Genomic DNA, 25366 nt, shown 5'->3' on the forward strand with positions numbered 1-25366 from the left:
TCTCCCCCGACCCGCTACCAAATCTGGTAGCGGGTCTTGCTCATCCCCGTAAAGAGCTTGTATACGCAAATATAAACAATAATAATTCGCGTTCCGCTTAAAAGAGTAGGATTGCGAATGAAAACAACATTAAAACGCTCTGTCTGGTTTTGCGCGTTGGGCATTGCCCTTCCCCATGCCGTTCTGGCTGAAGATACCGTTGTCGTTAGCGCTACCGCCCCCCAGTCGGCCACTGCGCCGACCCAGGGCTACACGGTGCAGAGCACGCGCGGCGCCACCAAAACCGATCAGCCGCTGATTGTCACCGGTCAGTCGGTATCGGTTGTCACCCGTCAGCAGATGGACGATCAGGGCGTGATGAACGTTAACCAGGCGCTGAGCTATACGCCGGGGGTCAACGCCAACTTTGGCGGCGGTGCAACGCGCTTCGACACCGTCTCGCTGCGGGGCTTCCACGGCGGCGACGTGGATAATATCTTCCTCGACGGCATGCGTCTGATGAGCGACGGCGGAAGCCACAGCGTATTGCAGATCGACCCGTGGTTTATTGAACGTATCGACGTGGTGAAGGGTCCCTCTTCCGCGCTGTATGGCCAGAGCGTGCCCGGCGGGCTGGTCAACCTAACCTCGAAGCGCCCGCAGTTTAAGTCCGAGGGCCATTTCCGCCTCTCCGGCGGCACGCAGAATACCAAGGGCGGCGCGTTTGATTACACTGATGCCATCAACGACCAGTGGGCGTTTCGCCTGATCGGCATGACCCGCAGCAGCGACACCCAGTATGACCATACCCGTGAAGAGCGCTACGCCCTCTCGCCGTCGCTGCTCTGGCAGCCAGACTCCGATACCAGCCTGCTGCTGCGGGCTTATCTGCAAAAAGATCCCTCCGGCGGCTACCACGGCTCGCTGCCAATGGACGGTACGCGCTTTGATCATAACGGTAAGCGGCTGTCCACCAGCACCAACGAGGGCGAGAGCGGAGACGGCTATCGCCGCCGGGAGCAGCTCTATAGCGTGGAGTTTGATCACCAGTTCAACGACGTCTGGTCGGTGCACTCCAGCGGCAGCTATACCCATGCCAACGTCGCCCTCGATCAGGTCTATCAGACCGGCTGGATCGATAACTCAGACAATCTGTCCCGGGGCTACAGCGGCTCGCGCGGCTCCCTTGACGCCTGGTCTACCGATAACCGCCTGCAGGCTGATTTTGCGACTGGCGATGTGACACATACCGTTATTCTCGGTGGGGAGTATCACCGCTACCGCAACGATCTCTGGACCGGTGCAGGTTCTGCCGCCCCGCTTAACCCCTTCACCGGCTATACGCCGCAGCATGGTTACACCGTCACCTATAACGATGACAATAATCGTCGCTACTACCAGGCGGGCGCCTATCTGCAGGACGAGATGGTGTGGAACCGCTGGCATCTGGATCTCTCCGGACGCTATGACCGCATCGTCTCCGAACAGGTCAGCGATACCTCTGGCACCGACAGCCGCCGCTCTGACGACCACATCAGCAGCCGCGCCTCTCTGCTCTATGCTTTTGAAAACGGCCTCTCACCTTATCTGAGCTACAGCCAGGCGATCACGCCGGCCTCGCTGCCGGGCGCAGATGGCACGCTGCTGAAGCCGACCACCGCCGAACAGTATGAAGCTGGCCTCAAGTTCCAGCCGCCGGGCACCTCGGATATCTACAGCATCGCTATCTATGACCTGACGCAGAAGGATGTGGCAACCCGCGATATTAATATCGCCACCGCTACCTACCTCCCCGCCGGGAAGTTGCACTCTCAGGGCGTAGAGATTGAAGCGCGCAACCAGCTGACGCCGCGCCTGAGCACGATTGCTGGCTATACGTGGAACCACCTGCGCTTCGAGGATTCGCTGGATGGCAACGAGTCGAATACGCCGCAGCTGACGCCGGATCAGATGGCTTCTCTCTGGGCGCACTACCAGTTTGATTACGGCTTAAGCGTGGGCGCAGGCGTGCGCTATATCGGCAAACAGTACGCCGACGATGCCAATACGGCGCGTCTGCCATCGGTTACGCTGTTTGATGCTTCGGTTAGAGCCGATCTCGGGGCCTGGTCGCCACAGCTGAAGGGCGCATTTGTGCAGGTTAACGCCAGCAACCTTGGCGATCGGGACTATATCTCAGGTTGCTACGGGACAAACAACTGCTACGTTGGTGCAGAGCGCAGCGTTCTCGCTACGGTGGGATATGATTTTTGATAGCGTAAGGTAAGAGAGATGCCAGCCGGCAACGTCGCCGGCTGGCATAGATCATTAGTTCCGACGTACCATCCGGTAGATAGCCAGAACCACAATCGCACCCACTACTGCGACGAGGAAACTTGGTAAATTGAAGCCTGTAACGTCACCGCCAACACCAAACATCGTTGCCAGCCAGCCACCGACCACGGCACCGACGATACCCAGAATAACGGTGATAATGAAACCACCCCCGTCACGCCCTGGCATGATGAACTTAGCGATAATACCGGCAATAAGGCCAAAAATAATCCACGCAATAATACCCATTTTGCGTTGTCTCCTTTTACATGGTTGCTTACTTTGCAGGCCCAAACGCCTGCACCGTAAATTGAGTATAGGCAATAGTTCCAAAAAAGGTTAAATGTCACAGACTTATTAATTTTTTTGTTGGTAAAAAAATTTACATTACGGCTTAAGTTCCCGCCCCGCGTGCCGATAAAACAACGAAGGGCTATCAGTTAGCAAGGAGCCATCCGGCGTGAGTAACTACAGTGAGCAGTTCCTAAAACAATCCCCGCTGGCCGTTTTAGGCGTACTGCGCGATCTGCACAAAGAGCAGGTGCCGATCTGTATTTCCTGGGGCAGCGGCCAGTTCATCAGCAAGATCCTTGATGCGGATCTCGACAGGCTGGTGATGGATCTCGGCAGTCAGGAGTATGAGAACAACGCGGTGCAGCGTGTCGACAGCGTCACCATTACCGCAGAGACCCGGGGGGCAAAAGTTGAATTTTCCGCCTCCGGATTAAGCATGGGCGATTACCAGGCGCTGCCAGCGTTTGTCACGCCGCTCCCTACTTCCCTGTGGTTCATTCAGCGCCGGGAATATTTTCGCATTAGCGCGCCGCTGCATCCGGCCTACTTCGGTAAGGCTACGCTGCCGGACAAGCGTCCCATGCGCTTTCGCCTGTATGACCTGTCGCTGGGCGGCATGGGGGCGCTGCTGGAGGGGGCAACCCCGGAGGGCGTTAAGGAGGGGCAGCGTTTCTCGCAGATTGAGTTGGATATGGGCGGCTGGGGACAGTTCTATTTTGATGCCCAGCTGATCTCCATCAGCGAGCGTAAGGTCGTGGACGGTAAGAACGACACCGTTACCACCCCACGCCTGAGCTTCCGTTTTTTGAATACTAACCCGGCGGTAGAACGCGAGCTCCAGCGGATCATCTTCTCGCTGGAGCGTGAAGCGCGCGAGCGGGCAAGTAAGGTGCGCTAACCCGCCTGCCTTGACTGACGGTAAGCATGGTGTACTTCGTAGGCCCGGTAAGCGTGAGCGCCACCGGGCGTTACTCTGCTGACGCTGCAATGCCGGGCGGCACTAAGTTTGCCCGGCCTACGTTAGGTATGGTGTGGTGAGTAGGCCCGACACATAAAAACGATTGCAGGTAATAATAGTATCTACATCGCATCCATCGCTTTCTGCACCTTCCAGATATAGCGGGGTGCCTGCGGCGCAGGATGGTTTTCGGCAACGTGTTCGACAAACTCATCTGCGTCCAGGTCGTTAATCTCGCTAATCGCCTTTTTGCGATCGGATGAGAAGGTCCGCAGCAGCGCACCTGCGCCATTGACGTAAGAGACCACCAGCGCGTACTGCATTACCTCTGGATCTTTGATACCGGCGAGAACGCCGTGTTCAAGAATGCTCAGGTAGGCTGTCCCCATTGAGATATTGCGCTCGGGGTTTTTCAGCTCGCTGGTAGAGGGTTGCCCGCTCCAGCCCATGTGCCGATACACCTCTCGTCCCGCGGTAGAGGCTTTAAGCTGCATCAGGCCCACGGCGTTGGATTTACTCACCAGCGTCGGATTTCCGCCGGACTCCACGGCAATAATAGCCGTCACCAGTCGCGGACTGACGCCCCACGCCGCCCCCGCTTTCTCGCTGATCGGCATCCACTGCATGGCCCGTTTGACCGGGACCTCCGGATCCCACGGCGGGTTTTTATAATCCTGTTTTGAACTACACCCTGCCAGCAGAACGACCAAAAAAGCAAACCATCTCAATTTCACACCAACAATCCTTTTACCGGGAGTTTAGATGACAATGACAATCCTAAGCGGCATGATAACCGTTTCATCTTCTATGTCAGCAAGGATTTGCCATGTCCCGGATTCATCTGATCGCCCCCTCTGGCTACTGCATCAATCAGACCGCTGCCTTCAGGGGCGTCGAACGTCTTGAGGCCGCAGGCCATCGTGTAGCCAACCAGCAGGTCATTACCCGCCGCGATCGACGATTTGCCGGCGATGATGCCGAGCGGCTAGCGGACCTCAACGGACTGGTTACGCTGACAGCAGAGAACACAATTGTGATGCCGGTACGCGGCGGCTACGGTGCCAGTCGCCTGCTGGAAAGGATCGACTGGCAGGGTCTGGCCGAGCGCCAGCGACGCGCGCCGCTGCTGATCTGCGGCCACAGCGACTTCACCGCCGTGCAGCTTGGCCTGCTGGCGACGGATAACGTTATCACCTTTAGCGGGCCGATGCTGGCGGGTAACTTTGGTGCGGAGGCGCTGGATACGTTTACGCAGGATCACTTCTGGCGCGCGCTGCGCAATGAGACCTTTACCGTGACGTGGGAAGGCGCGGGTCCGACGTGCGACGTGGAGGGAACGCTCTGGGGCGGCAATTTAGCAATGCTAATCTCGCTCATCGGCACACCGTGGCTGCCGGCCATAGAAAACGGCATTTTAGTTGTTGAGGATATTAACGAGCACCCCTTCCGGGTAGAGCGGATGCTGCTCCAGCTGCACCATGCAGGCATTCTGTCGCGCCAGAGGGCGCTGATCCTCGGCAGCTTCAGCCATAGCGCCCCTAACGACTACGATGCCGGGTTTGATCTTGCATCGATGATTGATTATTTACGCACGCGTCTGTCGATTCCCGTGGTCAGCGGCCTTGCCTTTGGCCATGAACAGCAAACGGTGACCCTGCCGTTGGGTGCACAGGCGCGCTTGCAGCATCAAGATTTTCATACGCAGCTTACCCTTAGCGGTCATCCTGTTTTACGTGAATAAAAATATCGTTTTTAGCCTCTATTAACACGCTGTTACCGCCGTGGATATGGTAATGTTTTAGAGGGTCGTGCCGCGCCATCTCTGGCGCGAGCGCCCTCGGCCCCGTTTGGGTGGTAATTGCATTTAGAGGAGAAAAGCGACATTGGAAGCTGAGGCGATCATCGGTCTTTTCATTTTGGGTTCAGTGCTTGTAACCTGCAGTATCTTATTAAGTTCTTTTTCATCACGCCTTGGTATTCCCATCCTGGTTATCTTTCTCGCCATCGGCATGCTGGCCGGTGTCGACGGCGTCGGCGGTATCCCTTTTGATAACTATCCGCTCGCCTACATGATCAGTAACCTCGCGCTGGCGATCATTCTGCTGGATGGCGGCATGCGCACCCAGGCCAGTTCATTTCGCGTCGCCCTTGGTCCGGCTCTGTCGCTGGCTACGGTCGGGGTACTGATCACCTCCGGCCTCACCGGCATGATGGCCGCCTGGCTGTTCAAGCTCGACATGATGGAAGGCCTGCTAATAGGCGCCATCGTTGGCTCGACCGATGCGGCGGCGGTCTTCTCCCTGCTGGGTGGTAAGGGGCTTAACGAGCGTGTCGGCTCGACGCTGGAGATTGAGTCCGGCAGCAACGATCCGATGGCCGTCTTTCTCACCATCACGCTGATAGATATGATCCAGCATCACCAGCTTGGGCTGGACTGGAAGTTTGCCCTGCATATCGTGCAGGAGTTTGGTCTCGGCGTGATTGTCGGTCTGGCGGGTGGCTACCTGCTGCAGCAGATGATCAACCGCATCGCGCTGCCTTCCGGGCTCTATCCGCTGCTGGCATTGAGCGGCGGCATTCTGATCTTTGCGGTCACAACGGCGATGGAGGGCAGCGGCATCCTCGCCGTTTACCTGTGCGGTTTTGTCCTCGGCAACCGCCCCATCCGTAACCGCTATACCATTCAGCAGAACTTCGACGGCCTGGCCTGGCTGGCCCAGATCGGCATGTTCCTCGTGCTGGGGCTGCTGGTCACCCCTTCCGACCTGCTGATGATTGCCGTTCCGGCCCTGCTGCTCTCGGCGTGGATGATCTTTATCGCCCGCCCGCTGTCGGTGTTTGCTGGCCTGCTGCCGTTCCGGGGGTTCAACCTGCGCGAGCGCATCTTCATTAGCTGGGTAGGATTGCGCGGCGCGGTGCCAATCATCCTCGCCGTATTCCCGATGATGGCAGGTCTCGACAATGCCCGGCTGTTCTTCAACGTCGCCTTCTTCGTGGTGCTGGTCTCCCTGCTGTTTCAGGGCACCTCCCTGGGCTGGGCAGCGAAGAAAGCCAAGGTAGTGGTGCCTCCGGTGGGCTGGCCCGAGTCGCGGGTCGGGCTGGACATTAGCCCCGAGAATGCGTGGGAGCAATTTATCTACCAGCTGAGCGCCGATAAGTGGTGCGTCGGTGCGGCGCTGCGCGATCTGCATATGCCGCCGGAGACGCGCATTGCAGCCCTGTTCCGCGGCAACGCGCTGCTCCATCCGACCGGCAGCACCCATCTGCGGGAAGGCGACGTGCTGTGCGTAATTGGCCGCGAGCGCGATCTGCCTGCGCTGGGCAAGCTGTTTAGCCACTCGCCGCCGGTAGCGCTGGATCAGCGCTTCTTTGGTGACTTTATTCTGGAGGCCAGCGCCAAGTTTGCCGACGTGGCGCTGATCTACGGCCTCGATCAGGGAATGGAGTATCCTGACAAACAGCAGACGCTGGGAGATATTGTGCAAAAGCTGATTGGTGCTGCACCGGTGGTCGGCGATCAGGTGGAGTTTGCCGGTATGATCTGGACGGTGGCAGAGAAAGAGGATAACGCCGTGCGTAAGGTCGGTGTTCGGGTCGCCGAGCACGAAAGCGAATAACAGCGTAGACCCGGCGCGCGCAACGCCGCCGGGCAAAAAGTTACGTTGTCACGATCATTGGGTCACAATTATTGCGTAACAACAGGAACGCGCGGTGCCAGGGCGCACATCAGCTCATACCCCACCGTACCTGCCGCGGCAGCGACGTCATCAATCTTGATTTCGCTGCCCCACAGCTCAACCGGCGTACCGATCCCAGCCTGCGGGCAGGGGGTCAGATCTACCGCCAGCATATCCATCGAGATCGTCCCGACAATCCCCGAACGCACACCGTCCACCAGCACCGGCGTGCCGTCAGGGGCATGGCGCGGATAGCCATCGGCATAGCCCGCCGCCACGATGCCGATCCGCTGCTCGCCGGTAGCCTGATAGCGCCCGCCGTAGCCCACACGATCGCCCCGCTTCAGGGTCTGCACGCCGATAATCTCACTGTGCAGGGTCATCACCGGCTTGATGCCGCTGGTCGCCACATCGTGCCACTGCCCGGAGGGCGATGCGCCATAGAGAATAATCCCCGGCCTGACCCAGTCAAAATGCGCTTCAGGATGCCAGAGCGTTGCCGCCGAGTTGGCGAGAGAGCGCGGACAGTTAAGTCCTTCCGCGGCCTGCTCTACCTGCGCCATTGCCTCTACGATGCCATCGGGTTTCTCCCCAGAGGCAAAGTGCGACATCAGCGTCATCTGGCCCACGTTTTTCATCGCCCGCAGCTGCTGCCATACTGAACATACCCGCTCCGGCATAAACCCCAGCCGGTTCATGCCGCTGTTGACCTTCAGGTAGATATCCAGCGGGGCGCTAAGGCGGGCATTTTGCAACGCCTTAAGCTGCCAGTTGCTATGGATGCTGGTAGTCAGGCGCAAGCTGTCCAGCAGCGGCAGCTCGTCGGCATGAAAGAACCCCTCCAGCAGCAGGATCGGCCCCTTCCAGCCGCGCTCGCGCAGCAGCACCGCCTCCTCGAGATTCAGCAGGGCAAAACCATCCGTGGTGCCCAGTGCGCGCCAGATGCGGTCGATTCCATGCCCGTAGGCGTTGGCTTTTACCACCGACCAGACCCGTGCCCCAGGCGCGGCGCGGCGAACAACCTGTAGATTATGCTGCAAGGCCGACAGATTAAGAGTGGCCTGAACAGGACGCGTCATGACTGCCCCTTATGTATTGTGTGCGCCGTGCAGATGGCTGGCCCGCGCGGGAGTAAAATCGGTGCTGTAGCGGGCTACGCCTAAATCATCGTGTGGAATAGCCGGTGAGCGGCCGGAAATCAGATCGCTGAGTAGCTGGCCCGAGCCGCAGGCCATCGTCCAGCCGAGGGTGCCGTGCCCGGTGTTGAGCCAGAGGTTTTTAAACGGCGTACGCCCTACCACCGGCGTGCCGTCCGGCGTCATCGGCCGTAGGCCGGTCCAGAAGGTTGCCTCCTCGACGCGGCCTCCGCGTGGGAAGAGATCGCGCACCACCATCTCCAGCGTCTCACGACGCGGTTGCAGCAGTTCGGTATTGAAGCCAACAATCTCTGCCATGCCGCCGACGCGGATGCGGTTATCGAAGCGGGTAATGGCAATTTTGTAGCTCTCATCAAGGATAGTCGATACCGGCGCACCGCTCTCTTCCGCAACAGGAATAGTAAGCGAGTAGCCTTTCAGGGGATAGACCGGAATATCGACGATGCCTTTCAGCATGGCGGTAGAGTATGAGCCAAAGGCCATGACGTAGGCATCAGCCTTGATCACCTCATCGCCACACTTCACGCCATAGATCTTCTCCCCCTCGTAGAGCAGGCGATCGACCGGCGTGTTGTAGCGAAACACCACGCCCGCCTGTTCGGCCATCAGCGCCAGACGCTGGGTAAAGAGCTGGCAGTCGCCGGTTTCGTCATTGGGCAGACGCAGGCCGCCGGTCAGCTTGTGCGCCACCTCGGCCAGGGCCGGCTCAACCTCCGCCAGACGGGCGGACTCCAGCAGCTGATAGGGAACGCCAGCCTCTTCCAGCACAGCGATATCCCGGGTCGCGTTCTCATACTGCTGTTCGGTACGGAAGAGCTGGAGCGTGCCCCCCTGTCGCCCCTCATACTCAATGCCGGTGCTGTCGCGCAGGGCCTTGAGGCAGTCGCGGCTGTACTCGGCCAGACGTACCATCCGTCCTTTGTTCTCCATATAGTGGCGGGTGTCACAGTTGCGCAGCATTTGCCACATCCATTTCAGCTGGAACGCCGTCCCGTCAAGGCCGATGGCCAGCGGGGCGTGCCGTTCAAACATCCACTTAATTGCCTTCAGCGGTACCCCCGGTGCGGCCCAGGGCGCGGCATAGCCTGGTGAGATCTGCCCGGCGTTGGCTGCGCTGGTTTGCAGCGCCGAGCCCGGCTCCCGTTCAATTACCGTTACCTCGTGCCCCGCCTGACTCAGATACCAGGCGCTGGTCACGCCCACGACGCCACTTCCCAGAACCACAACGCGCATAGCCACTCCCTATGAGTAAAACTGACGAGTTAAGAATAATCATTCGTTAAGAATAATCATCTGATTACAAATTGATAACTCAGATGAAAATGTTATTCAACATACGGCTTTTTTATGGTGACTTAACTCACATCTCTGCCTTCAGCTGGGGACGGGGACTATTTGGTATCTCCTGCTGACCCGCCCTGTAACGCAGCATAAAATAGCGCAAACTGCATACTGTCTCCCCTTTTTGCACGGTGTTATGGCGAAGAAAAAATTTCCCCGCCAGCCCGGTTTGCGGTGCGGTGATCTATGCTTGAATGGAGACTCTCCTGCAAGAGAGAGTCGCCAACAATGAGGGTGCGCTAATGGCTACGATTGACTCCATGAACAAGGACACCTCCCGTCTCAGCGATGGACCCGACTGGACATTCGAACTGCTTGATACCTACCTGGCCGAGATCGATCGGGTAGCCAAACTCTACCGGCTGGATACCTATCCCCACCAGATCGAAGTGATCACCTCTGAACAGATGATGGACGCCTACTCCAGCGTTGGGATGCCCATTAACTATACTCACTGGTCGTTTGGTAAAAAGTTTATCGAGACCGAGCGGCTCTATAAGCATGGGCAGCAGGGGCTGGCCTACGAGATCGTGATCAACTCCAACCCCTGTATCGCCTATCTGATGGAGGAGAACACCATTACCATGCAGGCGCTGGTGATGGCCCATGCCTGCTACGGGCACAACTCCTTCTTCAAAAATAACTACCTGTTCCGTAGCTGGACCGATGCCAGCTCCATTGTTGACTACCTGATTTTTGCCCGTAACTACATCACAGACTGCGAAGAGCGCTATGGCGTGGTCGAGGTTGAGAAGCTGCTCGACTCCTGCCATGCCCTGATGAACTACGGCGTCGATCGCTACAAACGGCCGCAGAAGATCTCCCTTCAGGAGGAGAAAGCGCGGCAGAAAAGCCGGGAAGAGTATCTGCAGAGTCAGGTGAATACCCTGTGGCGCACCCTGCCGAAGCGCGAGGAGGAGAAAACGGTAGCCGAGGCGCGCCGCTATCCTTCCGAGCCGCAGGAGAACCTGCTCTATTTCATGGAGAAAAATGCCCCGCTGCTGGAGCCGTGGCAGCGTGAGATTTTGCGCATCGTGCGTAAGGTGAGCCAGTATTTCTATCCGCAGAAACAGACTCAGGTGATGAATGAGGGCTGGGCGACCTTCTGGCACTACACCATCCTCAATCATCTCTACGATGAAGGCAAAGTGACCGATCGCTTTATGCTGGAGTTTCTCCATAGCCACACCAACGTGGTATTCCAGCCCCCCTACAACAGCCCGTGGTATAGCGGCATTAACCCTTATGCGCTGGGCTTCGCCATGTTCCAGGATATCAAACGGATCTGTCAGTCTCCCACCGAGGAGGATAGATATTGGTTCCCGGACATCGCTGGCTCCGACTGGCTGGAGACGCTGCACTTCGCCATGCGCGATTTTAAAGATGAGAGCTTTATCAGCCAGTTCCTCTCACCAAAGGTGATGCGTGACTTCCGCTTCTTTACCGTGCTGGATGACGATCGCAATAACTATCTGGAGATTGCCGCCATCCATAACGAAGACGGCTACCGTGAGATCCGGGCTAAGCTGTCGGCGCAGTATAATCTCAGCAACCTGGAGCCAAATATTCAGGTGTGGAACGTCGATCTGCGTGGGGATCGCTCTTTGACCCTGCGCTATGTACCGCACAACCGTGCGCCGTTGGATAAGGGGCGCCGGGAGGTGCTGAAACACGTGCACCGCCTGTGGGGATTTGATGTGATGCTGGAGCAGCAGAACGAGGACGGCAGCGTGGAGCTGCTGGACCGCTGCCCGCCGCGGCAGAATAGCCTGTAACGCCTGCCCCTCTCCTGGCGGAGAGGGGATTTCTCTGTCTGTTTAACGCTATCGACCCTGGATCGCGAGATCGCCCGGCAGGTTTTTCTGCATCCGGTGCCAGATCTCCCCGCTGTCGCGTCCGTAGTGGCGCACAATCTCATAGACCTTGTCATGATCGCCGCGCTCGCACACTTCGCCTAGACGGTGGTAGAAGCCCAGCGCCAGACTGCGCGCTTCGGGGTTGGCAAAGTAGTGTCGCCCGATGCGGGTATAGAGTCCCTTCATGCCGTTGAGGATCAACCCGTAGATGGGGTTACCAGAGGCGAAGGCGAGGCCGCGGAAAATGTTGTAGTCCAGCTCGGCAAAGGCATCGGCGTGATCTTCTACTTCACGCGCGCGGGCCAGGACCTCCAGCGCCTCCTGCGGATGCTGACGGAAAGCCGTGCGAATGAAAATGGTCGCGATATTGGTACGCACCGAGAGCAGGTTATCGATCAGCTGGGGAACGCTCTCGTGATCGAGCCGGGCCAGCGTCTCAAGGATATTGAGACCTGATGTCTCCCAGAAGTTATTTACCTTGGTCGGCTTACCGTGCTGGATGGTCAGCCAGCCATCACGTGCCAGCCGCTGTAGTACCTCGCGCAACGTAGTACGCGTGACGCCAATCAGTTCGGAAAGTTCTCTTTCAGCTGGCAGGATCGTTCCCGGTGGAAAGCGATTATTCCAGATACTTTCAATGATGTACTCTTCCGCGAAACCCGCCGGGCTCTGCGCCTTTATGACCATAGAGAAATTTCCATTACACTGCGAAACAAAGAGACTCATCATACCAGAGCGAGGGGGCAGCAGATAGCACGAAACGGGAAGAAAAAGGGATCGGCGTTCTGTTTTTACGCTTTTCTTAAACGCCCATTTTTAGGGTATTGTGCTGGCCGTTTACCCATTGCCGCACTTTTGCACTTTCGTCCTTAAAGCCGCTTATTTCTCCTACTTTCACCCTCTTCTGAACCCTTTGTCATCTCAGGGTGAATTCGTTTACACTGCGATGTCTAGCATCTCCCAGGGAAATGATTATGTTACAATTTTTAAACAAGTGCTCTCACGGGCGCGGTGCCTGGTTACTTATGGCACTGACGGCGTTTGCGCTTGAGCTGGTGGCTTTATGGTTCCAGCATGTGATGCTGCTTAAACCGTGCGTTTTGTGTATTTATGAGCGTTGCGCGCTGTTTGGCGTGATGGGCGCTGGCCTGGTCGGCGCCATCGCGCCGAAGACGCCGCTGCGCTATGTGGCGATTGCAATCTGGCTCTACAGCGCGTGGCGCGGCATTCAGCTGGCGTGGGAGCATACGATGATCCAGCTGCACCCTAACCCCTTTATGACCTGCGACTTTGCCGCCCGTTTCCCGAGCTGGCTGCCGCTGGATAAGTGGCTGCCGCAGGTGTTTGTTGCCAGCGGCGACTGTGCCGAACGCCAGTGGTCGTTTCTGACGCTGGAGATGCCGCAGTGGCTGGTAGGGATCTTCATCGCCTACTTTGCTGTGGCCATCCTCGTGCTGATTGCCCAGGCGTTCAAACCGAAAAAACGCGATCTTTTTGGTCGTTAAGCGCCGGGCTTGTTGAGGATGTGATCCTCCCAGTTGCGTACCTCGGACTCCGTCACCGCAATGTGGCGGACCGAGATGCGCTCAGCGTGCATCGCCGCTTTTGAGCCGCTCCGCAGCGGATGCCAGAGCGGCAGCGCTTTCCCCTCCGCCAGCAGGCGATAAGCACAGGTTGGCGGCAGCCACTCAAAGGTCGGCAAATTCTCCCGCGTCAGCTTGATGCAGTCCGGTTCATACTCGAAGCGCCGCTCATAGTTACGGCACTGGCAGGTTTTGATATTAAGCTGGCGGCAGGCGACGTTGGTGAAGTAGATCTCGTCGGTGTCCTCATCCTGAAGCTTGTGCAGGCAGCACTGCCCGCAGCCGTCGCACAGCGACTCCCACTCGGCGTCGGTCATTTGCTCAAGGGTTTTGCTCTGCCAGAAAGGTGTATCGCTCATAAGGAAGTCCGCCGTGAAATTTCAGCTGCACCTTATAACCACTCTGGCACATTGATGCAAGTTTTGCCGCCTGATTGCTGCCGGAATCAAATAAAATAGAGGTGACTTCTGATTAAAAGTGCCAGAACAGAAACGGGCCGACAAACTGCACATTACTCACCGTAGGCCGGGCAAACGCAGTGCCACCCGGCATTACAGCATCAGCATGGGAACGCCCGGTGGCGCTACGCTTACCGGGCCTACAAAACGTGCACCATGCTAATTCGCAAGCCGGGCCTGCATCAGTGCCGCCCGGCACCCTTAATGAAAGGGTTTACAGCACGCGGGTGGTGAGGAACTGACCGTTAAAGCTTACTTCAAGCTCGTCACCGCTCTGCAGCGGGCCGACGCCCTCTGGCGTACCGGTAAGAATAACGTCCCCGGCACGCAGGGTGAAGTAGCGGCTCATGTAGGCAATCAGCGGCACAATCTTGTGGATCATGTCCGCCGTGGTGCCCTGCTGGCGCACCTCACCGTTAATCTTCAGCCCCAGCGGGGTCGCCTGCGGATCGCTCTTGAACTCTGCCGCCGGAATGAAGCCGGAAATGGGGCATGAGTTGTCGAAACCCTTGGCCTTCTCCCACGGCTGCCCGGCCTTCTTCATTTTGCCCTGGATATCGCGCAGGGTAAGATCCAGCGCCACGCCGTAGCCAGCAATTGCCTGCTGGACATGCTCTTCCGACGCCTGGCGCAGCGTGGCGCCAATCAGCACCGCCAGCTCAACCTCGTGGTGCACCGATCCCAACCCCTGTGGCAAGGCCAGCGGCTGACGGAGATCGCAGAGCGCGGTCTCCGGTTTAATAAACAGCACCGGCTCGTCCGGCGTGGCGCTGCCCATCTCTTGAATGTGCTTCGCATAGTTACTGCCAACGCAAACAACCTTACTGACGGGAAAATCTAACAGCGCACCCTGCCAGTTATGATGCTGATACATGTTACCCCCTGAGTAACCCTTTGAACGCGAGTGAAATTTGACTATCACCGCCGTATCAGGATTTGTCAATCTTCCCGCTGCTCTGGAGATGCTGCTTAAGGAGATCCTCCTGCGGCGGCGGCATTTGCAGATAATATCCCTGCGCCTGCAGCGCCTCTTTGACTTTCTGCAAATCGGCGTTGGCTAATTTTTTGCGCCCGTCGAGCGGCAGCAGCATGGTCATGACCGGCTGGCCAAAACTTTTCATTAAGGCTTCCGGGACGCGGGAAAAATCATCTTTTTTCTCGATATACAAATAGGTCTGGTCACGTTTAGCACTTCGGTAGATCACACAAAACATACTTTTACTCTTAATTAAGGGGAGGTGTCTTGCCTCAATATAGCGGGGACTATAACATGCCTGAGAGTCTTCGGAATATCACCCGCTGCGCGGGAGATAATAGCTAAATGAGTAAGGTCAGGATGTCAAACACGCCCATCGAGCTTAAAGGCAGTAGTTTTACCTTATCAGTGGTTCATTTGCATGATGCGAAACCCGAGGTTATTCGTCAGGCCTTAGAAGACAAAATCGCACAGGCTCCCGCTTTTTTACAGCATGCTCCCGTTGTTATTAACATTTCCGCGCTGGAAGAGGCGGTAAACTGGTCTGCCCTGCACAAGGCCATTGCCAGCACCGGTTTGCGTATAATTGGCGTCAGCGGCTGTAAACAGGCCGAGCTGAAGGCTGAAATTGACCGCGCCGGGCTACCGCTGCTGACGGAAGGCAAAGAAAAACAGCGCCAGCAGCCTGCCGCGCCTGCCGTTGAAGAGCCAGTCGTCGCGCCGATCACAAAAACACGCTTAATTGATGTTCCGGTTCGCTCCGGACAGAGAATCTATGCCCCGGGCTGCGATCTGATCGTTACCAGCCACGTCAGCGCGGGCGCAGAGCTGATCGCCGATGGCAATATTCATATCTACGGCATGATGCGTGGACGGGCGTTGGCGGGGGCCGGCGGCGACAGGGAAGCACAAATTTTTTGCACACATCTCACCGCGGAGCTGGTCTCAATCGCGGGAGAATACTGGCTGAGCGATCAAATCCCAGCCGAATATTATGGCAAAGCGGCACGCCTGCTCCTCGCGGATAACGCTTTGACTGTTCAACCATTGAATTAAGCCCTTATAACAAGGAACTCCTATGGCACGCATTATTGTTGTTACTTCGGGTAAAGGAGGTGTCGGTAAGACCACCTCCAGCGCGGCCATCGCGACTGGTTTGGCCCAGAAGGGAAAGAAAACCGTCGTTATCGACTTCGATATCGGCCTGCGTAACCTCGACCTGATCATGGGTTGTGAACGCCGGGTTGTCTATGATTTCGTTAACGTTATCCAGGGCGATGCAACGTTGAACCAGGCGCTGATCAGAGATAAGCGCACGGAGAGCCTCTATATTCTTCCCGCCTCCCAGACGCGCGACAAAGATGCGCTGACCCGCGAAGGCGTTGAGAAAGTGCTCGACGATCTGAAGAAGATGGATTTTGATTTCATCGTCTGCGACTCCCCTGCCGGAATTGAAACCGGCGCGCTGATGGCGCTCTACTTCGCAGATGAAGCCATCATTACCACCAACCCAGAGGTCTCCTCAGTACGCGATTCGGACCGCATCCTGGGCATTCTCTCTTCTAAGTCGCGCCGCGCCGAGAACGGTCAGGAGCCGATCAAAGAGCACCTGCTGCTGACGCGCTACAACCCGGGCCGCGTCAGCAAGGGGGACATGCTGAGCATGGAGGATGTGCTGGAGATCCTGCGCATCAAGCTGGTCGGGGTGATCCCGGAAGATCAGTCCGTGCTGCGCGCCTCTAACCAGGGCGAACCTGTGATCCTGGACGCGACATCAGACGCCGGTAAGGCGTATGCTGATACCGTGGATCGCCTGTTGGGAGAAGAACGCCCTTTCCGCTTCATCGAAGAAGAGAAGAAAGGTTTCCTCAAACGCCTGTTCGGAGGATAAATTATGGCATTACTTGACTTTTTTCTCTCACGAAAGAAGAGCACCGCTAACATAGCGAAAGAGCGACTGCAGATTATCGTGGCCGAGCGCCGCCGTAGCGATGCTGAGCCGCACTATTTGCCGCAGCTGCGCAAAGATATTCTCGAAGTCATTTGTAAGTATGTGCAGATCGATCCAGAAATGGTGACGGTACAGCTGGAGCAAAAAGATGGCGATATCTCTATTCTCGAGCTGAACGTTACCTTACCGGAAGCTGAAGAGACGAAATAACGTTTAACCGTTATCTCCTTCATTAAAAAGGCAGCCCGTTAAGCGCTGCCTTTTTTATTTATGCTTATTTACTGTGTTTATTTACAGTGACGGTTACGCTAGCGGGGAAATTCCAGCAGCAGAGCCTGCAGGCTCGACGCCATTAATTCACCGCGCCAGCCGGAGATAAGTTCCGGCAAGGTGGCAAAGGGTTTAATATTCCAGTGCCAGTTAAGCAGCTGATTTATTTGTCGACGCGACGCCAGCAGCTCGGCGCTTACCCCTTTTGCCACGCTTACCTCCTGCACCAGGGCCTTAATCGCCTTGAAGGCCCGGCGATAGCCCGGCATATCCAGCAGGTTCAGCAGCGGCTCCGGAAGCGCCTCCTCTGGCAGAGCCTGGGCCTGAGCGACCATCGCCAGCAGCGTTTTACCGTGGAAGCGGATCTCGCTCCCGGAGAGCCCAATGCTGTCCAGCTCGCCGAGGCTGCCCGGCATATAGCGCGCAACCGCCCACAGGTTCTCTTCCCGTACCACAAAGTTCACCGCCAGATCGCGTTCGCGCGCCTTGCGCAGACGCCACGCCGCCAGCAGCTGCAGGCAGGCCAGCTGACGGGTACGCAGCTGCCAGGCGTTGCTAATCTCGCGCCACGCCTCTTCCGGCGCCAGCACCTCCTGACGGCGTACCTGCATCAGGCGACACTCGTCCAGCGCGGCGGGCAACCAGCCTGCGGCCTCGGTCTCCGCCATCAGCTTGTGGGCGATGGGCAGCAGATACCAGACATCGGCTGCGGCGTAGTCGCACTGGCGCTCGGTCAGCGGACGCGCCAGCCAGTCGGTGCGGGATTCACTCTTATCCAGCGCCAGACCGGTATACTCCTCCACCATAGAGGCAAAGCCCCACGAAAGCGGGCGGCCGCTGAAAGCAGCAAGAATTTGGGTATCGATCAGCGGCTGCGGCAGCGCGCCAAACACGTTGAGGAAAACTTCCAGATCTTCACTGCCGGCGTGGAGAAACTTAGTCACCGCAGGATCCATCATTAGCTCGCGGAACGGTGCCCAGTCAGTGATCTCCAGCGGATCGATCAGCGAAACCTGCTGGCCGTCGTAAACCTGGATCAGGCCCAGCTGCGGATAGTAGGTGCGAGTGCGGACAAATTCGGTATCGATGGCAAGAGCCGGAAAGGCACGCGCCGCCTCGCTCATGGCCGCCAGCGCGTCGTTGGTGGTGATCATCTGGTAGTTCAAATCATACTCTCTTTGGTTTGCGCCCATAAAAAACGCCGGGCTAACCGGCGTTGGGCGACTCACTCGAAGCTTAGACCTTATTGTCTACTTTGCCGCGCGCTTCGTCACGTAATTCTCGCCGTAAAATTTTGCCGACGTTGGATTTCGGCAGCTCATCACGAAACTCCACCAGCTTCGGTACTTTATAGCCGGTCAGCTGACGGCGGCAGAAGGTAATGAGCGCCTCTTCGCTGAGGGACGGATCTTTTTTCACTACAAAGATTTTTACCTTTTCCCCGCTGCTGCTGGACGGCACGCCGACGGCGGCCACCTCCTGCACGCCAGGGTGCTGCATCACGACGTCTTCGATCTCATTAGGGTAGACGTTGAAGCCGGAGACCAGGATCATATCTTTTTTACGATCGACAATGCGCAGGAAGCCTTCGTCGTCCATGACCGCAATATCGCCGGTCATCAGCCAGCCATCCTTGATGATCTCGTCGGTAGCGTCAGGGCGCTGCCAGTAACCCAGCATCACCTGCGGCCCCTTCACGCACAGCTCGCCCGGGTCACCGTGCGGCACCTCCCTGCCCTCATCGTCAATCAGCTTCACCTCCGTAGAGGGCACCGGCAGGCCGATGCTGCCGCTATGGTAGTCGATATCGTGCGGGTTCACGCTGACCAGCGGAGAGCACTCCGTCAGGCCGTAGCCCTCGAGAAGATACTGCCCGGTAAGCTTCACCCAGCGCTCAGCGACCGCCTGCTGCACAGGCATCCCGCCACCTGCGGAGAGGTGCAGCGTAGAGAAATCGAGCTGCTGAAACTCTTTGTTGTTCAGCAGCGCGTTAAACAGGGTATTCACCCCGGTCATGGCGGTGAAGGGGTACTTCGCCAGCTCCTTCACCAGCCCTGGAATATCGCGCGGGTTGGTGATCAGCAGGTTCTGCCCGCCCAGCTCGATAAACAGCAGGCAGTTCATGGTCAGGGCGAAGATGTGGTACAGCGGCAGCGCGGTGACCACCAGCTCTTTTCCCCGGTGCAGCAGCGGCCCGTAGGTGGCGTTTACCTGCTCGAGATTAGCGAGCATGTTACGGTGGGTCAGCATCGCCCCTTTGGCCACGCCGGTGGTGCCGCCGGTGTACTGCAGGAAAGCGAGATCGTCCGCGACAATCTCCGGCTTGACGTACTGCATCCGATAGCCGTTATGCAGCGCCTGGCGAAACGAGATGGCATCCGGCAGATGATATTTTGGCACCAGTCGCTTGACGTATTTGACCACGAAGTTGACCAGCGTCCCCTTCGCCGCAGAGAGCTGATCGCCCATGCGGGTCAAAATCACGTGCTGCACCTGGGTTTTGTCTACCACCTTTTCAAGGGTGTGGGCAAAGTTAGAGACGATGACGATAGCCGCCGCGCCGCTGTCGTTGAGCTGATGCTCCAGCTCGCGCGGGGTATAGAGCGGGTTAACGTTGACCACCACCATACCGGCACGCAAAATACCAAACAGCGCCACCGGATACTGCAGCAGGTTGGGCATCATCAGCGCCACCCGATCCCCCTTCTTTAACCCCAGCCCCTGCTGGAGCCAGGCCGCAAAGGCGCGGCTGCGCTCTTCCAGCTTGCGGAAGGTCATGGTCTCGCCCATGTTGGTAAATGCCGGCTGGTCCGCGTAGCGCACCGTGGCAGTTTCGAAGAGTTCCACAAGGGATTGATAGCGATCGGGGTTGATATCCGCTGGCACGTCGGCGGGATAACGATTAAGCCAAACCTTCTTCAATGCATCACCTCTGAAATGAAAATTCGTCGTCATCGCAACTCCGCTTAATAAACATGCCGTTAACATTATATTAACTCATTGTACCAGTTTATTAATTGGCCGATTCACAGGTTGCGAAGCGCGTCACTCTTTTATTCTTGTTATGGTCCTAAAAAAGGAGAAACAGCGGATAGTCCGCTGTCTCTTCTTTTATTTAACAGAGAGTTACTCTGTTACGATGGTATGTACCGGTGCCGGACCGGAGTTATACCAGCCGTAACCACCATAGCCACCGTAACGCCAGGGATTCGGCCCCGGCCCCCAGTACCACGGGTCAATCGGCTGCGGCGGCAGCATCACCTGCTGCTGCAGATGCCAGCGCTTATAGCCACTCACCTTCATGACCATAAACTTGTAGGGGGTCTCGCCCACTTTACCCTGCTCAACGCCGCTAATAGTGCCGACCACGGTCACGTACTGGTTGCGAAAATCCACCGGATCGAGGAAGCCGTTCACGTCGGCATAGATACGCCCCCGGGACGCTTCACCGAGAACGGGACGCGCACCGCTGTCCAGCGGTACCGAGGCGATCTCCAGCCGGGTTTGTCCCTGGCGGTTCTCCATAGCGATGACTTTACCGCCGAAGCGTGCCTCCTGGCCGACATACAGCTCAGGCGCGTTCATCACCCGAACCAGATCCTGCTGCGGCGTCGGGCTGCTGCCTTTAATGGCGTCAGGCACCGAGACGCAGCCGCTCAGCGCTAAGGCGGCTAAGCCTGCCAGCAGCCAGCGCACGGACCTGCTTTGACCCACCTTTTGGGATACCTTCACTTACCACCTTCCTGCTATTTACATTATTACGTTATGTATATAGCTGAGATTCATTTTCTGCCCGGAAGTTTCTTCCAGGCCACCTCGTTGCGCAAATAAACCGGCTCCGCATGCTCCACGGCGACGGTACGCTGCTGGGCAAAAAGCTGGCAGGCGAGCGGGAGCATATCTTCCGCGGCAGGCAGCAGGATGCCGCCGTCGCTCAGCGTCAGCCCGCTCTCTTTGCCAAGATCCGGCCATGCTGGCCAGCCGGTGCCTACCGTGGCCCAGGCTCCGCTGAGCTGGGACAAACGCTCGCTGACCGCTTCCGGCTTCAGCACCGCCTCGCTCTCTTCGCCGTGCCAGATGCCCTGCTCGTCCCGCTGGTACTCAGCCCAGTAGACTTCGCCCATGCGGGCATCGATAGCGGCCAGTACGCGCGTTGCACCGGTTTTACGCCACGCGCCCTGCGCCATCGTAGCCAGCGTCGAGACGCCGATCATCGGCAGCTCGGCACCCAGCGCCAGACCCTGGGCGATGCCGATGCCAATCCGCACGCCGGTAAAGCTACCCGGCCCGCGGCCAAAGGCCAGCGCGTCGAGTTCGGCAAGGGTAACGCCGCTGTCGTTCAGCGTCTGCTGAACGAGGGGTAAAATACGTTGGGTATGTTCTCTTGGACAGAGTTCAAAGTGGGCAGAGGTCGTACCGTCATTCCACAGGGCAACGGAACAGGCCTCTGTGGCGGTATCAATAGCCAGAATTCGCATCGGTCTTCGCGCTCTCGGGGTGTTGATTCAATAAAATGGCGCGCATCTTAGCATACTCTGCGGCAAATTACTGCGTCGAGGTCCCGGCCAGGAATCGCACCGCGCGGGCGATATCCCGGGTGCGCGGCGTCGGCGGCAGACTGGCGAGGAAGGTGGCGCCATAGGGACGCATCACCAGCCGGTTGTCACAGATCACCAGCACGCCGCGATCGTCAATGTCGCGGATCAGGCGGCCTACCCCCTGCTTGAGGGTGATCACCGCGTCCGGCAGCTGGACATCGTCAAAGGGATCGCCCCCGCGCAGGCGGCAATCCTCCATCCGCGCCTTCAGGAGCGGATCTTCCGGTGAGGTAAAGGGCAGCTTGTCGATGATCACCAGCGACAGCGTATCGCCGCGCACGTCTACCCCCTCCCAGAAGCTGCTGGTCGCTACCAGCAGCGCATTACCGGCGGTGACAAACTGCTGTAACAGCTGGCCTTTGCTGGTCTCACCCTGTAACAGCACCGGCAGCGACAGGGTGGCGCGAAACTGCTCCGCCAGATCGCGCATCATGGCGTGGGAGGTACAGAGCATAAAGCAGCGGCCATTGTTGGCTTCGATCATCGGTCTGAGCATCGCCGCCAGCTGACGCGCCGCGCCGGGCTGGTTGGCCTGGGGCAGATTGCGCGGCACGCAGAGCAGCGCCTGACGGGCATAGTCAAACGGGCTGGGCAGCAGCATCGACTCTGCCGTTTCAATTCCGAGGCGGGAGGTGAAGTGGTGCAGATCGTCGTTTACCGAGAGCGTGGCCGAGGTAAAGATCCAGCTTCCCGGCTTCTGGGCCATCACCTCTTTGAATTTCTCCGCCACGGTGAGCGGCGTCAGGGCCAGGGTAAAGTGGCGGGAGGTGCACTCATACCAGTAGCTGAAGCCCGGCTGGTTGATCTCTTTCAGCCGCTTAAGGCGCGTGCGGTAGAGGGTAGCCCGTTCAAAGGCCGCGTCGAGCAGCGCCGAGCGGCCAAGAGAGAGCTTGGCCACGTCATAGCACAGCTCCAGCGCATCATCGAGCAGCAGCAGCGCGCGCTGGATGTGGCTGTCCGACAGCAGCTCGCGCAGGTTACCGCGATAGCCCGGCTCGCCCAGCTGTAAGCGAAAATCCTGCGCGCTCTGCGCCAGGCGATCCGCGCACTTCTGCAGCTGCTGGGTATCTTTAAGCTCGGTGCGGTAGGCAATGGTGAAATCCTTCGCCAGATCCAGCAGCTGACGGCTGGAGAGCGACTGGCCGAAGTACTGGCTGGCGATATCCGGCAGCTGGTGCGCTTCGTCGAAGATCATGACGTCGGCCTCAGGGATCAGCTCACCAAAGCCGCTCTCTTTCACCACCATATCAGCGAGAAAGAGATGGTGGTTGACCACGACCACGTCGGCATCCATCGCCTTCTTACGCGCCTTGACCACGAAGCAATCTTTATACATCGGGCAGTCGCTGCCGAGGCAGTTGTCGTTGGTGCTGGTGACCAGCGGCCAGGCCTGGGAGTCCTCCGCCACGCTGGCGCAGGTGCTGATGTCGCCGTCCAGCGTCTGGCTCGACCATGACCGCAGCAGGATGACGTCGCTGAGGATCTGCACCGGCAGATCGCCTCCGGCCAACGCCTGCTGCTCAAGGCGCTCAATGCAGAGATAGTTGGAGCGCCCCTTCAACAGCGCCAGACGGCCAGTGTACTCCAGCGCACGGGAGACGGTCGGCAGATCGCGGCTGTAGAGCTGATCCTGCAACGCTTTCGAGCCGGTAGAGATGATAACCTTCTTCCCGGCGCGCAGAGCCGGAGCCAGATAGGCGTAGGTTTTCCCCGTCCCCGTTCCGGCCTCTACCACCAGCGGCTGCGTATTGGCAATGGCGGCGCTCACCGCCTGGGCCATCTGCCGCTGCGGCTCACGCGGTTTAAACCCCGGTATCGCTTTCGCTAACTGCCCGTCTGTTGCAAAATCGTCCGTTACACTGTTCTCTGCCACGCCGCCCCCTGGTTATATCGCCAGTGATTATGTCAGGCGCGGGAATTTTTAGCTAGCCGAAGTCGTGACAGGATCGCCGCCCTGTGGCAGTCTTGGCCCTGCAAAAAAGCACTAGAGGAGTGAAAAGTGACAATTAAACGTATTGATGCCGAGGCCCGCTGGTCAGATGCGGTGATCCACAACCAGACGCTGTACTACACTGGCGTGCCGGAGAACCTTGAGGCCGACGCTGAGGCGCAAACCGCCAATACTCTGGCGCAGATTGATGCCGTGCTGGCGAAACAGGGCAGTGATAAAACGCGCATTCTCGATGCTACCATTTTCCTGGCCGATGCCAGCGACTTTGCGGCGATGAACCGCGCCTGGGATGCGTGGGTGGTAGCAGGCCATGCGCCGGTACGCTGCACCGTACAGGCGACGCTGATGAACCCGCAGTACCGGGTCGAAATTAAAATTATCGCGGCGGTCTAGGGTTACTCCTCTTCATCCTCATCTTCAAAGCGTGCCACGATCCGCTCCCCGGTGTGGCTGGCACGCAGCTCTTCGGCGACGACCGCGATCGCCTGTCCGCTGCTCATGCCTTCAGACATAAGCTGCTGAATACGCTCTACCGCCTGCTGCTGTTGCTCATGACTGAGCGAAGGTAAACCTGCAAACATTGTTAACTCCTGCTAGATTATCAGCGCTAATTATTTCACGCTGCCTGGTCGTTTGCCACCGATGAACACGCTTTCCCCTACCGTTGTTACCCTACCGTGGCGTGAAGACGCCGCCGAGTTCTGGTTTGCCCGTCTGAGCCACCTGCCGTGGGCGATGCTGCTGCACTCTGGCCATGCCGATCACCCCTATAGCCGCTTTGACATCCTGGTTGCCGATCCGCTGGGCACGCTGGTGACCCGCGGTGAGACCACGCGGGTGACGCTGGACGGGGCGGCGATCGCGTCGGCCGATCCGCTTGCGCTGCTCCAGCAGGCGCTGACGTCGCTGGGGCTGTCCGCCGAGGTGGATCCCAATTTTCCCTTCCAGGGCGGTGCGCTGGGGCTATTTGGCTACGATCTGGGGCGACGGTTTGAGAGCCTGCCCACGCTGGCAGCGGCCGATATCGCCCTGCCGGATATGGCGGTGGGGCTGTACGATTGGGCGCTGATTGTCGATCACCACAAAAAGCATGTTTCGCTGCTAAGCCATAGCGACGTCAACGCCCGTCTCAACTGGCTGGAGGCGCAGCAGGCGCCCGCTGCCGACGCGTTTTGCCTTACCTCCGGCTGGCGATCCAACATGAGTCCGGCGGAGTATGCCGATAAGTTTAGCCGCGTACAGGCGTATTTGCAGAGCGGTGACTGCTACCAGGTGAATCTGGCCCAGCGTTTTCAGGCGACGTATAAAGGCGATGAGTGGCAGGCGTTCACCCGCCTCAACGCCAGCAACCGCGCGCCGTTCAGCGCCTTCCTGCGTCTTGAAGACGGCGCAATTCTGAGCCTGTCGCCAGAGCGGTTTATCCATCTGGCTGAGGATCGGATCCAGACCCGGCCCATTAAGGGTACCCTACCCCGGCTGGCGGATCCGCAGGCCGATCGTCAGCAGGCGGAAAAGCTGGCTGCCTCGCCGAAGGATCGCGCTGAAAATCTGATGATCGTTGACCTGATGCGCAACGATATTGGCCGGGTGGCGGTGCCCGGCTCGGTGCGCGTCCCGGAGCTGTTTGTGGTGGAGCCCTTTCCTGCCGTGCACCATCTGGTCAGCACCGTCACCGCCCGCCTTCCCCCTTCGCAGCACGCCTGCGATCTGCTGCGGGCTGCCTTTCCCGGCGGCTCGATCACCGGCGCACCCAAGGTGCGGGCGATGCAGATTATTGATGAGCTGGAGCCGCAGCGGCGCAACGCCTGGTGCGGCAGCATTGGCTATATTAGCCTCTGCGGAACGATGGACACCAGCATCACCATCCGCACCCTGAGCGCCTGCAACGGTCAGCTCTACTGCTCCGCCGGGGGCGGCATCGTTGCCGATAGCGGATCCGGGGCGGAATATCAGGAAACCTTTGATAAAGTTAATCGTATTCTGCAACAGCTGGAGAGTTAACCG

At 58.2% G+C, this 25366-nt stretch carries 25 protein-coding genes; 11 read left to right on the forward strand and 14 right to left on the reverse strand.

The window, feature by feature from the left end; translation table 11 throughout:
- Positions 1-117 precede the first annotated feature (117 nt).
- Positions 118-2232, forward strand: coding sequence for a TonB-dependent siderophore receptor (locus tag RTX96_RS00110; RefSeq protein ID WP_312669793.1), 2115 nt, complete (start codon positions 118-120; stop codon positions 2230-2232).
- A gap of 54 nt (positions 2233-2286) precedes the next feature.
- Here RTX96_RS00110 and RTX96_RS00115 read toward each other — a convergent pair whose 3' ends face one another.
- On the reverse strand, positions 2287-2541 hold the full coding sequence (locus RTX96_RS00115; protein ID WP_042391252.1) for a GlsB/YeaQ/YmgE family stress response membrane protein: 255 nt from the start codon (positions 2539-2541) through the stop codon (positions 2287-2289).
- Between the two features lie 211 nt (positions 2542-2752).
- On the opposite strand from RTX96_RS00115, the gene RTX96_RS00120 reads away from it, so the two are divergent.
- Positions 2753-3484: a flagellar brake protein gene (locus tag RTX96_RS00120; protein WP_312669794.1), complete on the forward strand. Its 732-nt coding sequence runs from the start codon at positions 2753-2755 to the stop codon at positions 3482-3484.
- 182 nt (positions 3485-3666) lie between these two features.
- Here RTX96_RS00120 and emtA read toward each other — a convergent pair whose 3' ends face one another.
- Positions 3667-4278 carry a membrane-bound lytic murein transglycosylase EmtA gene (gene emtA, locus RTX96_RS00125; RefSeq protein WP_103819944.1) on the reverse strand — a complete coding sequence of 204 codons (612 nt, stop codon included), beginning with the start codon at positions 4276-4278 and terminating at the stop codon, positions 3667-3669.
- Between the two features lie 92 nt (positions 4279-4370).
- Between emtA and ldcA the strand changes: the two genes are divergently transcribed.
- Entirely contained in the window at positions 4371-5285 is a 915-nt protein-coding gene (ldcA, locus tag RTX96_RS00130; RefSeq protein ID WP_312669795.1) for a muramoyltetrapeptide carboxypeptidase, read from the forward strand.
- A 142-nt stretch (positions 5286-5427) separates the two neighbouring features.
- Entirely contained in the window at positions 5428-7161 is a 1734-nt protein-coding gene (locus RTX96_RS00135) for a potassium/proton antiporter (protein ID WP_103819942.1), read from the forward strand.
- Between the two features lie 68 nt (positions 7162-7229).
- Here the strand turns inward: RTX96_RS00135 and dadX are convergent, their stop codons facing one another.
- Positions 7230-8300, reverse strand: coding sequence for a catabolic alanine racemase DadX (dadX, locus tag RTX96_RS00140; protein ID WP_312669796.1), 1071 nt, complete (start codon positions 8298-8300; stop codon positions 7230-7232).
- 9 nt (positions 8301-8309) lie between these two features.
- On the reverse strand, positions 8310-9611 hold the full coding sequence (locus RTX96_RS00145; protein WP_103819940.1) for a D-amino acid dehydrogenase: 1302 nt from the start codon (positions 9609-9611) through the stop codon (positions 8310-8312).
- A 350-nt stretch (positions 9612-9961) separates the two neighbouring features.
- On the opposite strand from RTX96_RS00145, the gene RTX96_RS00150 reads away from it, so the two are divergent.
- On the forward strand, positions 9962-11494 hold the full coding sequence (locus tag RTX96_RS00150; protein WP_103819939.1) for a SpoVR family protein: 1533 nt from the start codon (positions 9962-9964) through the stop codon (positions 11492-11494).
- Positions 11495-11542: 48 nt separating this feature from the next.
- Here RTX96_RS00150 and fadR read toward each other — a convergent pair whose 3' ends face one another.
- The gene (fadR, locus tag RTX96_RS00155; RefSeq protein ID WP_103819938.1) at positions 11543-12262 is read right to left on the reverse strand and encodes a fatty acid metabolism transcriptional regulator FadR; all 720 of its coding nucleotides are present in this window, start codon (positions 12260-12262) and stop codon (positions 11543-11545) included.
- 287 nt (positions 12263-12549) lie between these two features.
- Between fadR and dsbB the strand changes: the two genes are divergently transcribed.
- The gene (gene dsbB / locus RTX96_RS00160) at positions 12550-13080 is read left to right on the forward strand and encodes a disulfide bond formation protein DsbB (protein WP_312669797.1); all 531 of its coding nucleotides are present in this window, start codon (positions 12550-12552) and stop codon (positions 13078-13080) included.
- On the opposite strand, the gene RTX96_RS00165 is transcribed toward dsbB, so the two are convergent.
- The 3 genes from RTX96_RS00165 to RTX96_RS00175 form a co-directional block, all read right to left on the reverse strand.
- The gene (locus RTX96_RS00165) at positions 13077-13517 is read right to left on the reverse strand and encodes a YcgN family cysteine cluster protein (protein ID WP_312269618.1); all 441 of its coding nucleotides are present in this window, start codon (positions 13515-13517) and stop codon (positions 13077-13079) included. The two genes, dsbB and RTX96_RS00165, sit on opposite strands and share 4 nt — an antisense overlap.
- A gap of 313 nt (positions 13518-13830) precedes the next feature.
- On the reverse strand, positions 13831-14490 hold the full coding sequence (locus RTX96_RS00170) for a fumarylacetoacetate hydrolase family protein (RefSeq protein WP_103819935.1): 660 nt from the start codon (positions 14488-14490) through the stop codon (positions 13831-13833).
- A 55-nt stretch (positions 14491-14545) separates the two neighbouring features.
- Positions 14546-14830: a YcgL domain-containing protein gene (locus RTX96_RS00175; RefSeq protein WP_141092953.1), complete on the reverse strand. Its 285-nt coding sequence runs from the start codon at positions 14828-14830 to the stop codon at positions 14546-14548.
- 122 nt (positions 14831-14952) lie between these two features.
- Between RTX96_RS00175 and minC the strand changes: the two genes are divergently transcribed.
- From minC to minE, 3 genes are read left to right on the forward strand one after another with little or no spacing between them, the layout of a single operon-like run.
- Positions 14953-15648 carry a septum site-determining protein MinC gene (minC, locus tag RTX96_RS00180; protein ID WP_103819402.1) on the forward strand — a complete coding sequence of 232 codons (696 nt, stop codon included), beginning with the start codon at positions 14953-14955 and terminating at the stop codon, positions 15646-15648.
- Positions 15649-15670: 22 nt separating this feature from the next.
- Positions 15671-16483, forward strand: coding sequence for a septum site-determining protein MinD (gene minD, locus RTX96_RS00185; protein WP_103819401.1), 813 nt, complete (start codon positions 15671-15673; stop codon positions 16481-16483).
- 3 nt (positions 16484-16486) lie between these two features.
- Complete coding sequence (minE, locus tag RTX96_RS00190) at positions 16487-16753, forward strand: cell division topological specificity factor MinE (RefSeq protein ID WP_042391279.1); 267 nt, start codon at positions 16487-16489, stop codon at positions 16751-16753.
- Between the two features lie 98 nt (positions 16754-16851).
- On the opposite strand, the gene rnd is transcribed toward minE, so the two are convergent.
- The 5 genes from rnd to RTX96_RS00215 all read right to left on the reverse strand — a co-directional run bounded on the left by rnd (position 16852) and on the right by RTX96_RS00215 (position 23284).
- The gene (gene rnd / locus RTX96_RS00195; RefSeq protein ID WP_141092932.1) at positions 16852-17967 is read right to left on the reverse strand and encodes a ribonuclease D; all 1116 of its coding nucleotides are present in this window, start codon (positions 17965-17967) and stop codon (positions 16852-16854) included.
- Positions 17968-18049: 82 nt separating this feature from the next.
- Entirely contained in the window at positions 18050-19735 is a 1686-nt protein-coding gene (fadD, locus tag RTX96_RS00200) for a long-chain-fatty-acid--CoA ligase FadD (RefSeq protein ID WP_312670006.1), read from the reverse strand.
- Positions 19736-19939: 204 nt separating this feature from the next.
- On the reverse strand, positions 19940-20527 hold the full coding sequence (locus RTX96_RS00205; protein WP_103819476.1) for a Slp family lipoprotein: 588 nt from the start codon (positions 20525-20527) through the stop codon (positions 19940-19942).
- A 68-nt stretch (positions 20528-20595) separates the two neighbouring features.
- On the reverse strand, positions 20596-21291 hold the full coding sequence (gene tsaB / locus RTX96_RS00210; RefSeq protein WP_312669798.1) for a tRNA (adenosine(37)-N6)-threonylcarbamoyltransferase complex dimerization subunit type 1 TsaB: 696 nt from the start codon (positions 21289-21291) through the stop codon (positions 20596-20598).
- A 67-nt stretch (positions 21292-21358) separates the two neighbouring features.
- Positions 21359-23284 (reverse strand): ATP-dependent DNA helicase, encoded by a 1926-nt coding sequence (locus tag RTX96_RS00215; RefSeq protein ID WP_312669799.1) that lies wholly within the window; start codon positions 23282-23284, stop codon positions 21359-21361.
- Between the two features lie 126 nt (positions 23285-23410).
- Between RTX96_RS00215 and RTX96_RS00220 the strand changes: the two genes are divergently transcribed.
- Entirely contained in the window at positions 23411-23755 is a 345-nt protein-coding gene (locus tag RTX96_RS00220) for a RidA family protein (protein ID WP_103819397.1), read from the forward strand.
- Positions 23756-23757: 2 nt separating this feature from the next.
- Here the strand turns inward: RTX96_RS00220 and RTX96_RS00225 are convergent, their stop codons facing one another.
- Positions 23758-23943, reverse strand: coding sequence for a YoaH family protein (locus RTX96_RS00225; RefSeq protein WP_103819396.1), 186 nt, complete (start codon positions 23941-23943; stop codon positions 23758-23760).
- 61 nt (positions 23944-24004) lie between these two features.
- Between RTX96_RS00225 and pabB the strand changes: the two genes are divergently transcribed.
- On the forward strand, positions 24005-25363 hold the full coding sequence (gene pabB, locus RTX96_RS00230) for an aminodeoxychorismate synthase component 1 (protein ID WP_103819395.1): 1359 nt from the start codon (positions 24005-24007) through the stop codon (positions 25361-25363).
- Positions 25364-25366: the final 3 nt, after the last annotated feature.

It is taken from the genome of Pseudescherichia sp. (genome assembly GCF_032052675.1).
Classification (GTDB): domain Bacteria; phylum Pseudomonadota; class Gammaproteobacteria; order Enterobacterales; family Enterobacteriaceae; genus Pseudescherichia.

Excerpts from the sequence above, each read along its gene's own strand:
- ldcA (WP_312669795.1), top strand. The coding sequence starts at position 4,371 with ATGTCCCGGATTCATCTGATCGCCCCCTCTGGCTACTGCATCAATCAG.
- minE (WP_042391279.1), top strand. The coding sequence starts at position 16,487 with ATGGCATTACTTGACTTTTTTCTCTCACGAAAGAAGAGCACCGCTAAC.
- RTX96_RS00150 (WP_103819939.1), top strand. The coding sequence starts at position 9,962 with ATGGCTACGATTGACTCCATGAACAAGGACACCTCCCGTCTCAGCGAT.
- RTX96_RS00170 (WP_103819935.1), bottom strand. The coding sequence starts at position 14,490 with ATGTATCAGCATCATAACTGGCAGGGTGCGCTGTTAGATTTTCCCGTC.
- RTX96_RS00225 (WP_103819396.1), bottom strand. The coding sequence starts at position 23,943 with ATGTTTGCAGGTTTACCTTCGCTCAGTCATGAGCAACAGCAGCAGGCG.
- tsaB (WP_312669798.1), bottom strand. The coding sequence starts at position 21,291 with ATGCGAATTCTGGCTATTGATACCGCCACAGAGGCCTGTTCCGTTGCC.
- pabB (WP_103819395.1), top strand. The coding sequence starts at position 24,005 with ATGAACACGCTTTCCCCTACCGTTGTTACCCTACCGTGGCGTGAAGAC.
- fadR (WP_103819938.1), bottom strand. The coding sequence starts at position 12,262 with ATGGTCATAAAGGCGCAGAGCCCGGCGGGTTTCGCGGAAGAGTACATC.
- RTX96_RS00115 (WP_042391252.1), bottom strand. The coding sequence starts at position 2,541 with ATGGGTATTATTGCGTGGATTATTTTTGGCCTTATTGCCGGTATTATC.
- RTX96_RS00110 (WP_312669793.1), top strand. The coding sequence starts at position 118 with ATGAAAACAACATTAAAACGCTCTGTCTGGTTTTGCGCGTTGGGCATT.
- minC (WP_103819402.1), top strand. The coding sequence starts at position 14,953 with ATGTCAAACACGCCCATCGAGCTTAAAGGCAGTAGTTTTACCTTATCA.
- rnd (WP_141092932.1), bottom strand. The coding sequence starts at position 17,967 with ATGATCACCACCAACGACGCGCTGGCGGCCATGAGCGAGGCGGCGCGT.
- RTX96_RS00145 (WP_103819940.1), bottom strand. The coding sequence starts at position 9,611 with ATGCGCGTTGTGGTTCTGGGAAGTGGCGTCGTGGGCGTGACCAGCGCC.
- RTX96_RS00165 (WP_312269618.1), bottom strand. The coding sequence starts at position 13,517 with ATGAGCGATACACCTTTCTGGCAGAGCAAAACCCTTGAGCAAATGACC.
- dsbB (WP_312669797.1), top strand. The coding sequence starts at position 12,550 with ATGTTACAATTTTTAAACAAGTGCTCTCACGGGCGCGGTGCCTGGTTA.
- RTX96_RS00175 (WP_141092953.1), bottom strand. The coding sequence starts at position 14,830 with ATGTTTTGTGTGATCTACCGAAGTGCTAAACGTGACCAGACCTATTTG.
- dadX (WP_312669796.1), bottom strand. The coding sequence starts at position 8,300 with ATGACGCGTCCTGTTCAGGCCACTCTTAATCTGTCGGCCTTGCAGCAT.
- minD (WP_103819401.1), top strand. The coding sequence starts at position 15,671 with ATGGCACGCATTATTGTTGTTACTTCGGGTAAAGGAGGTGTCGGTAAG.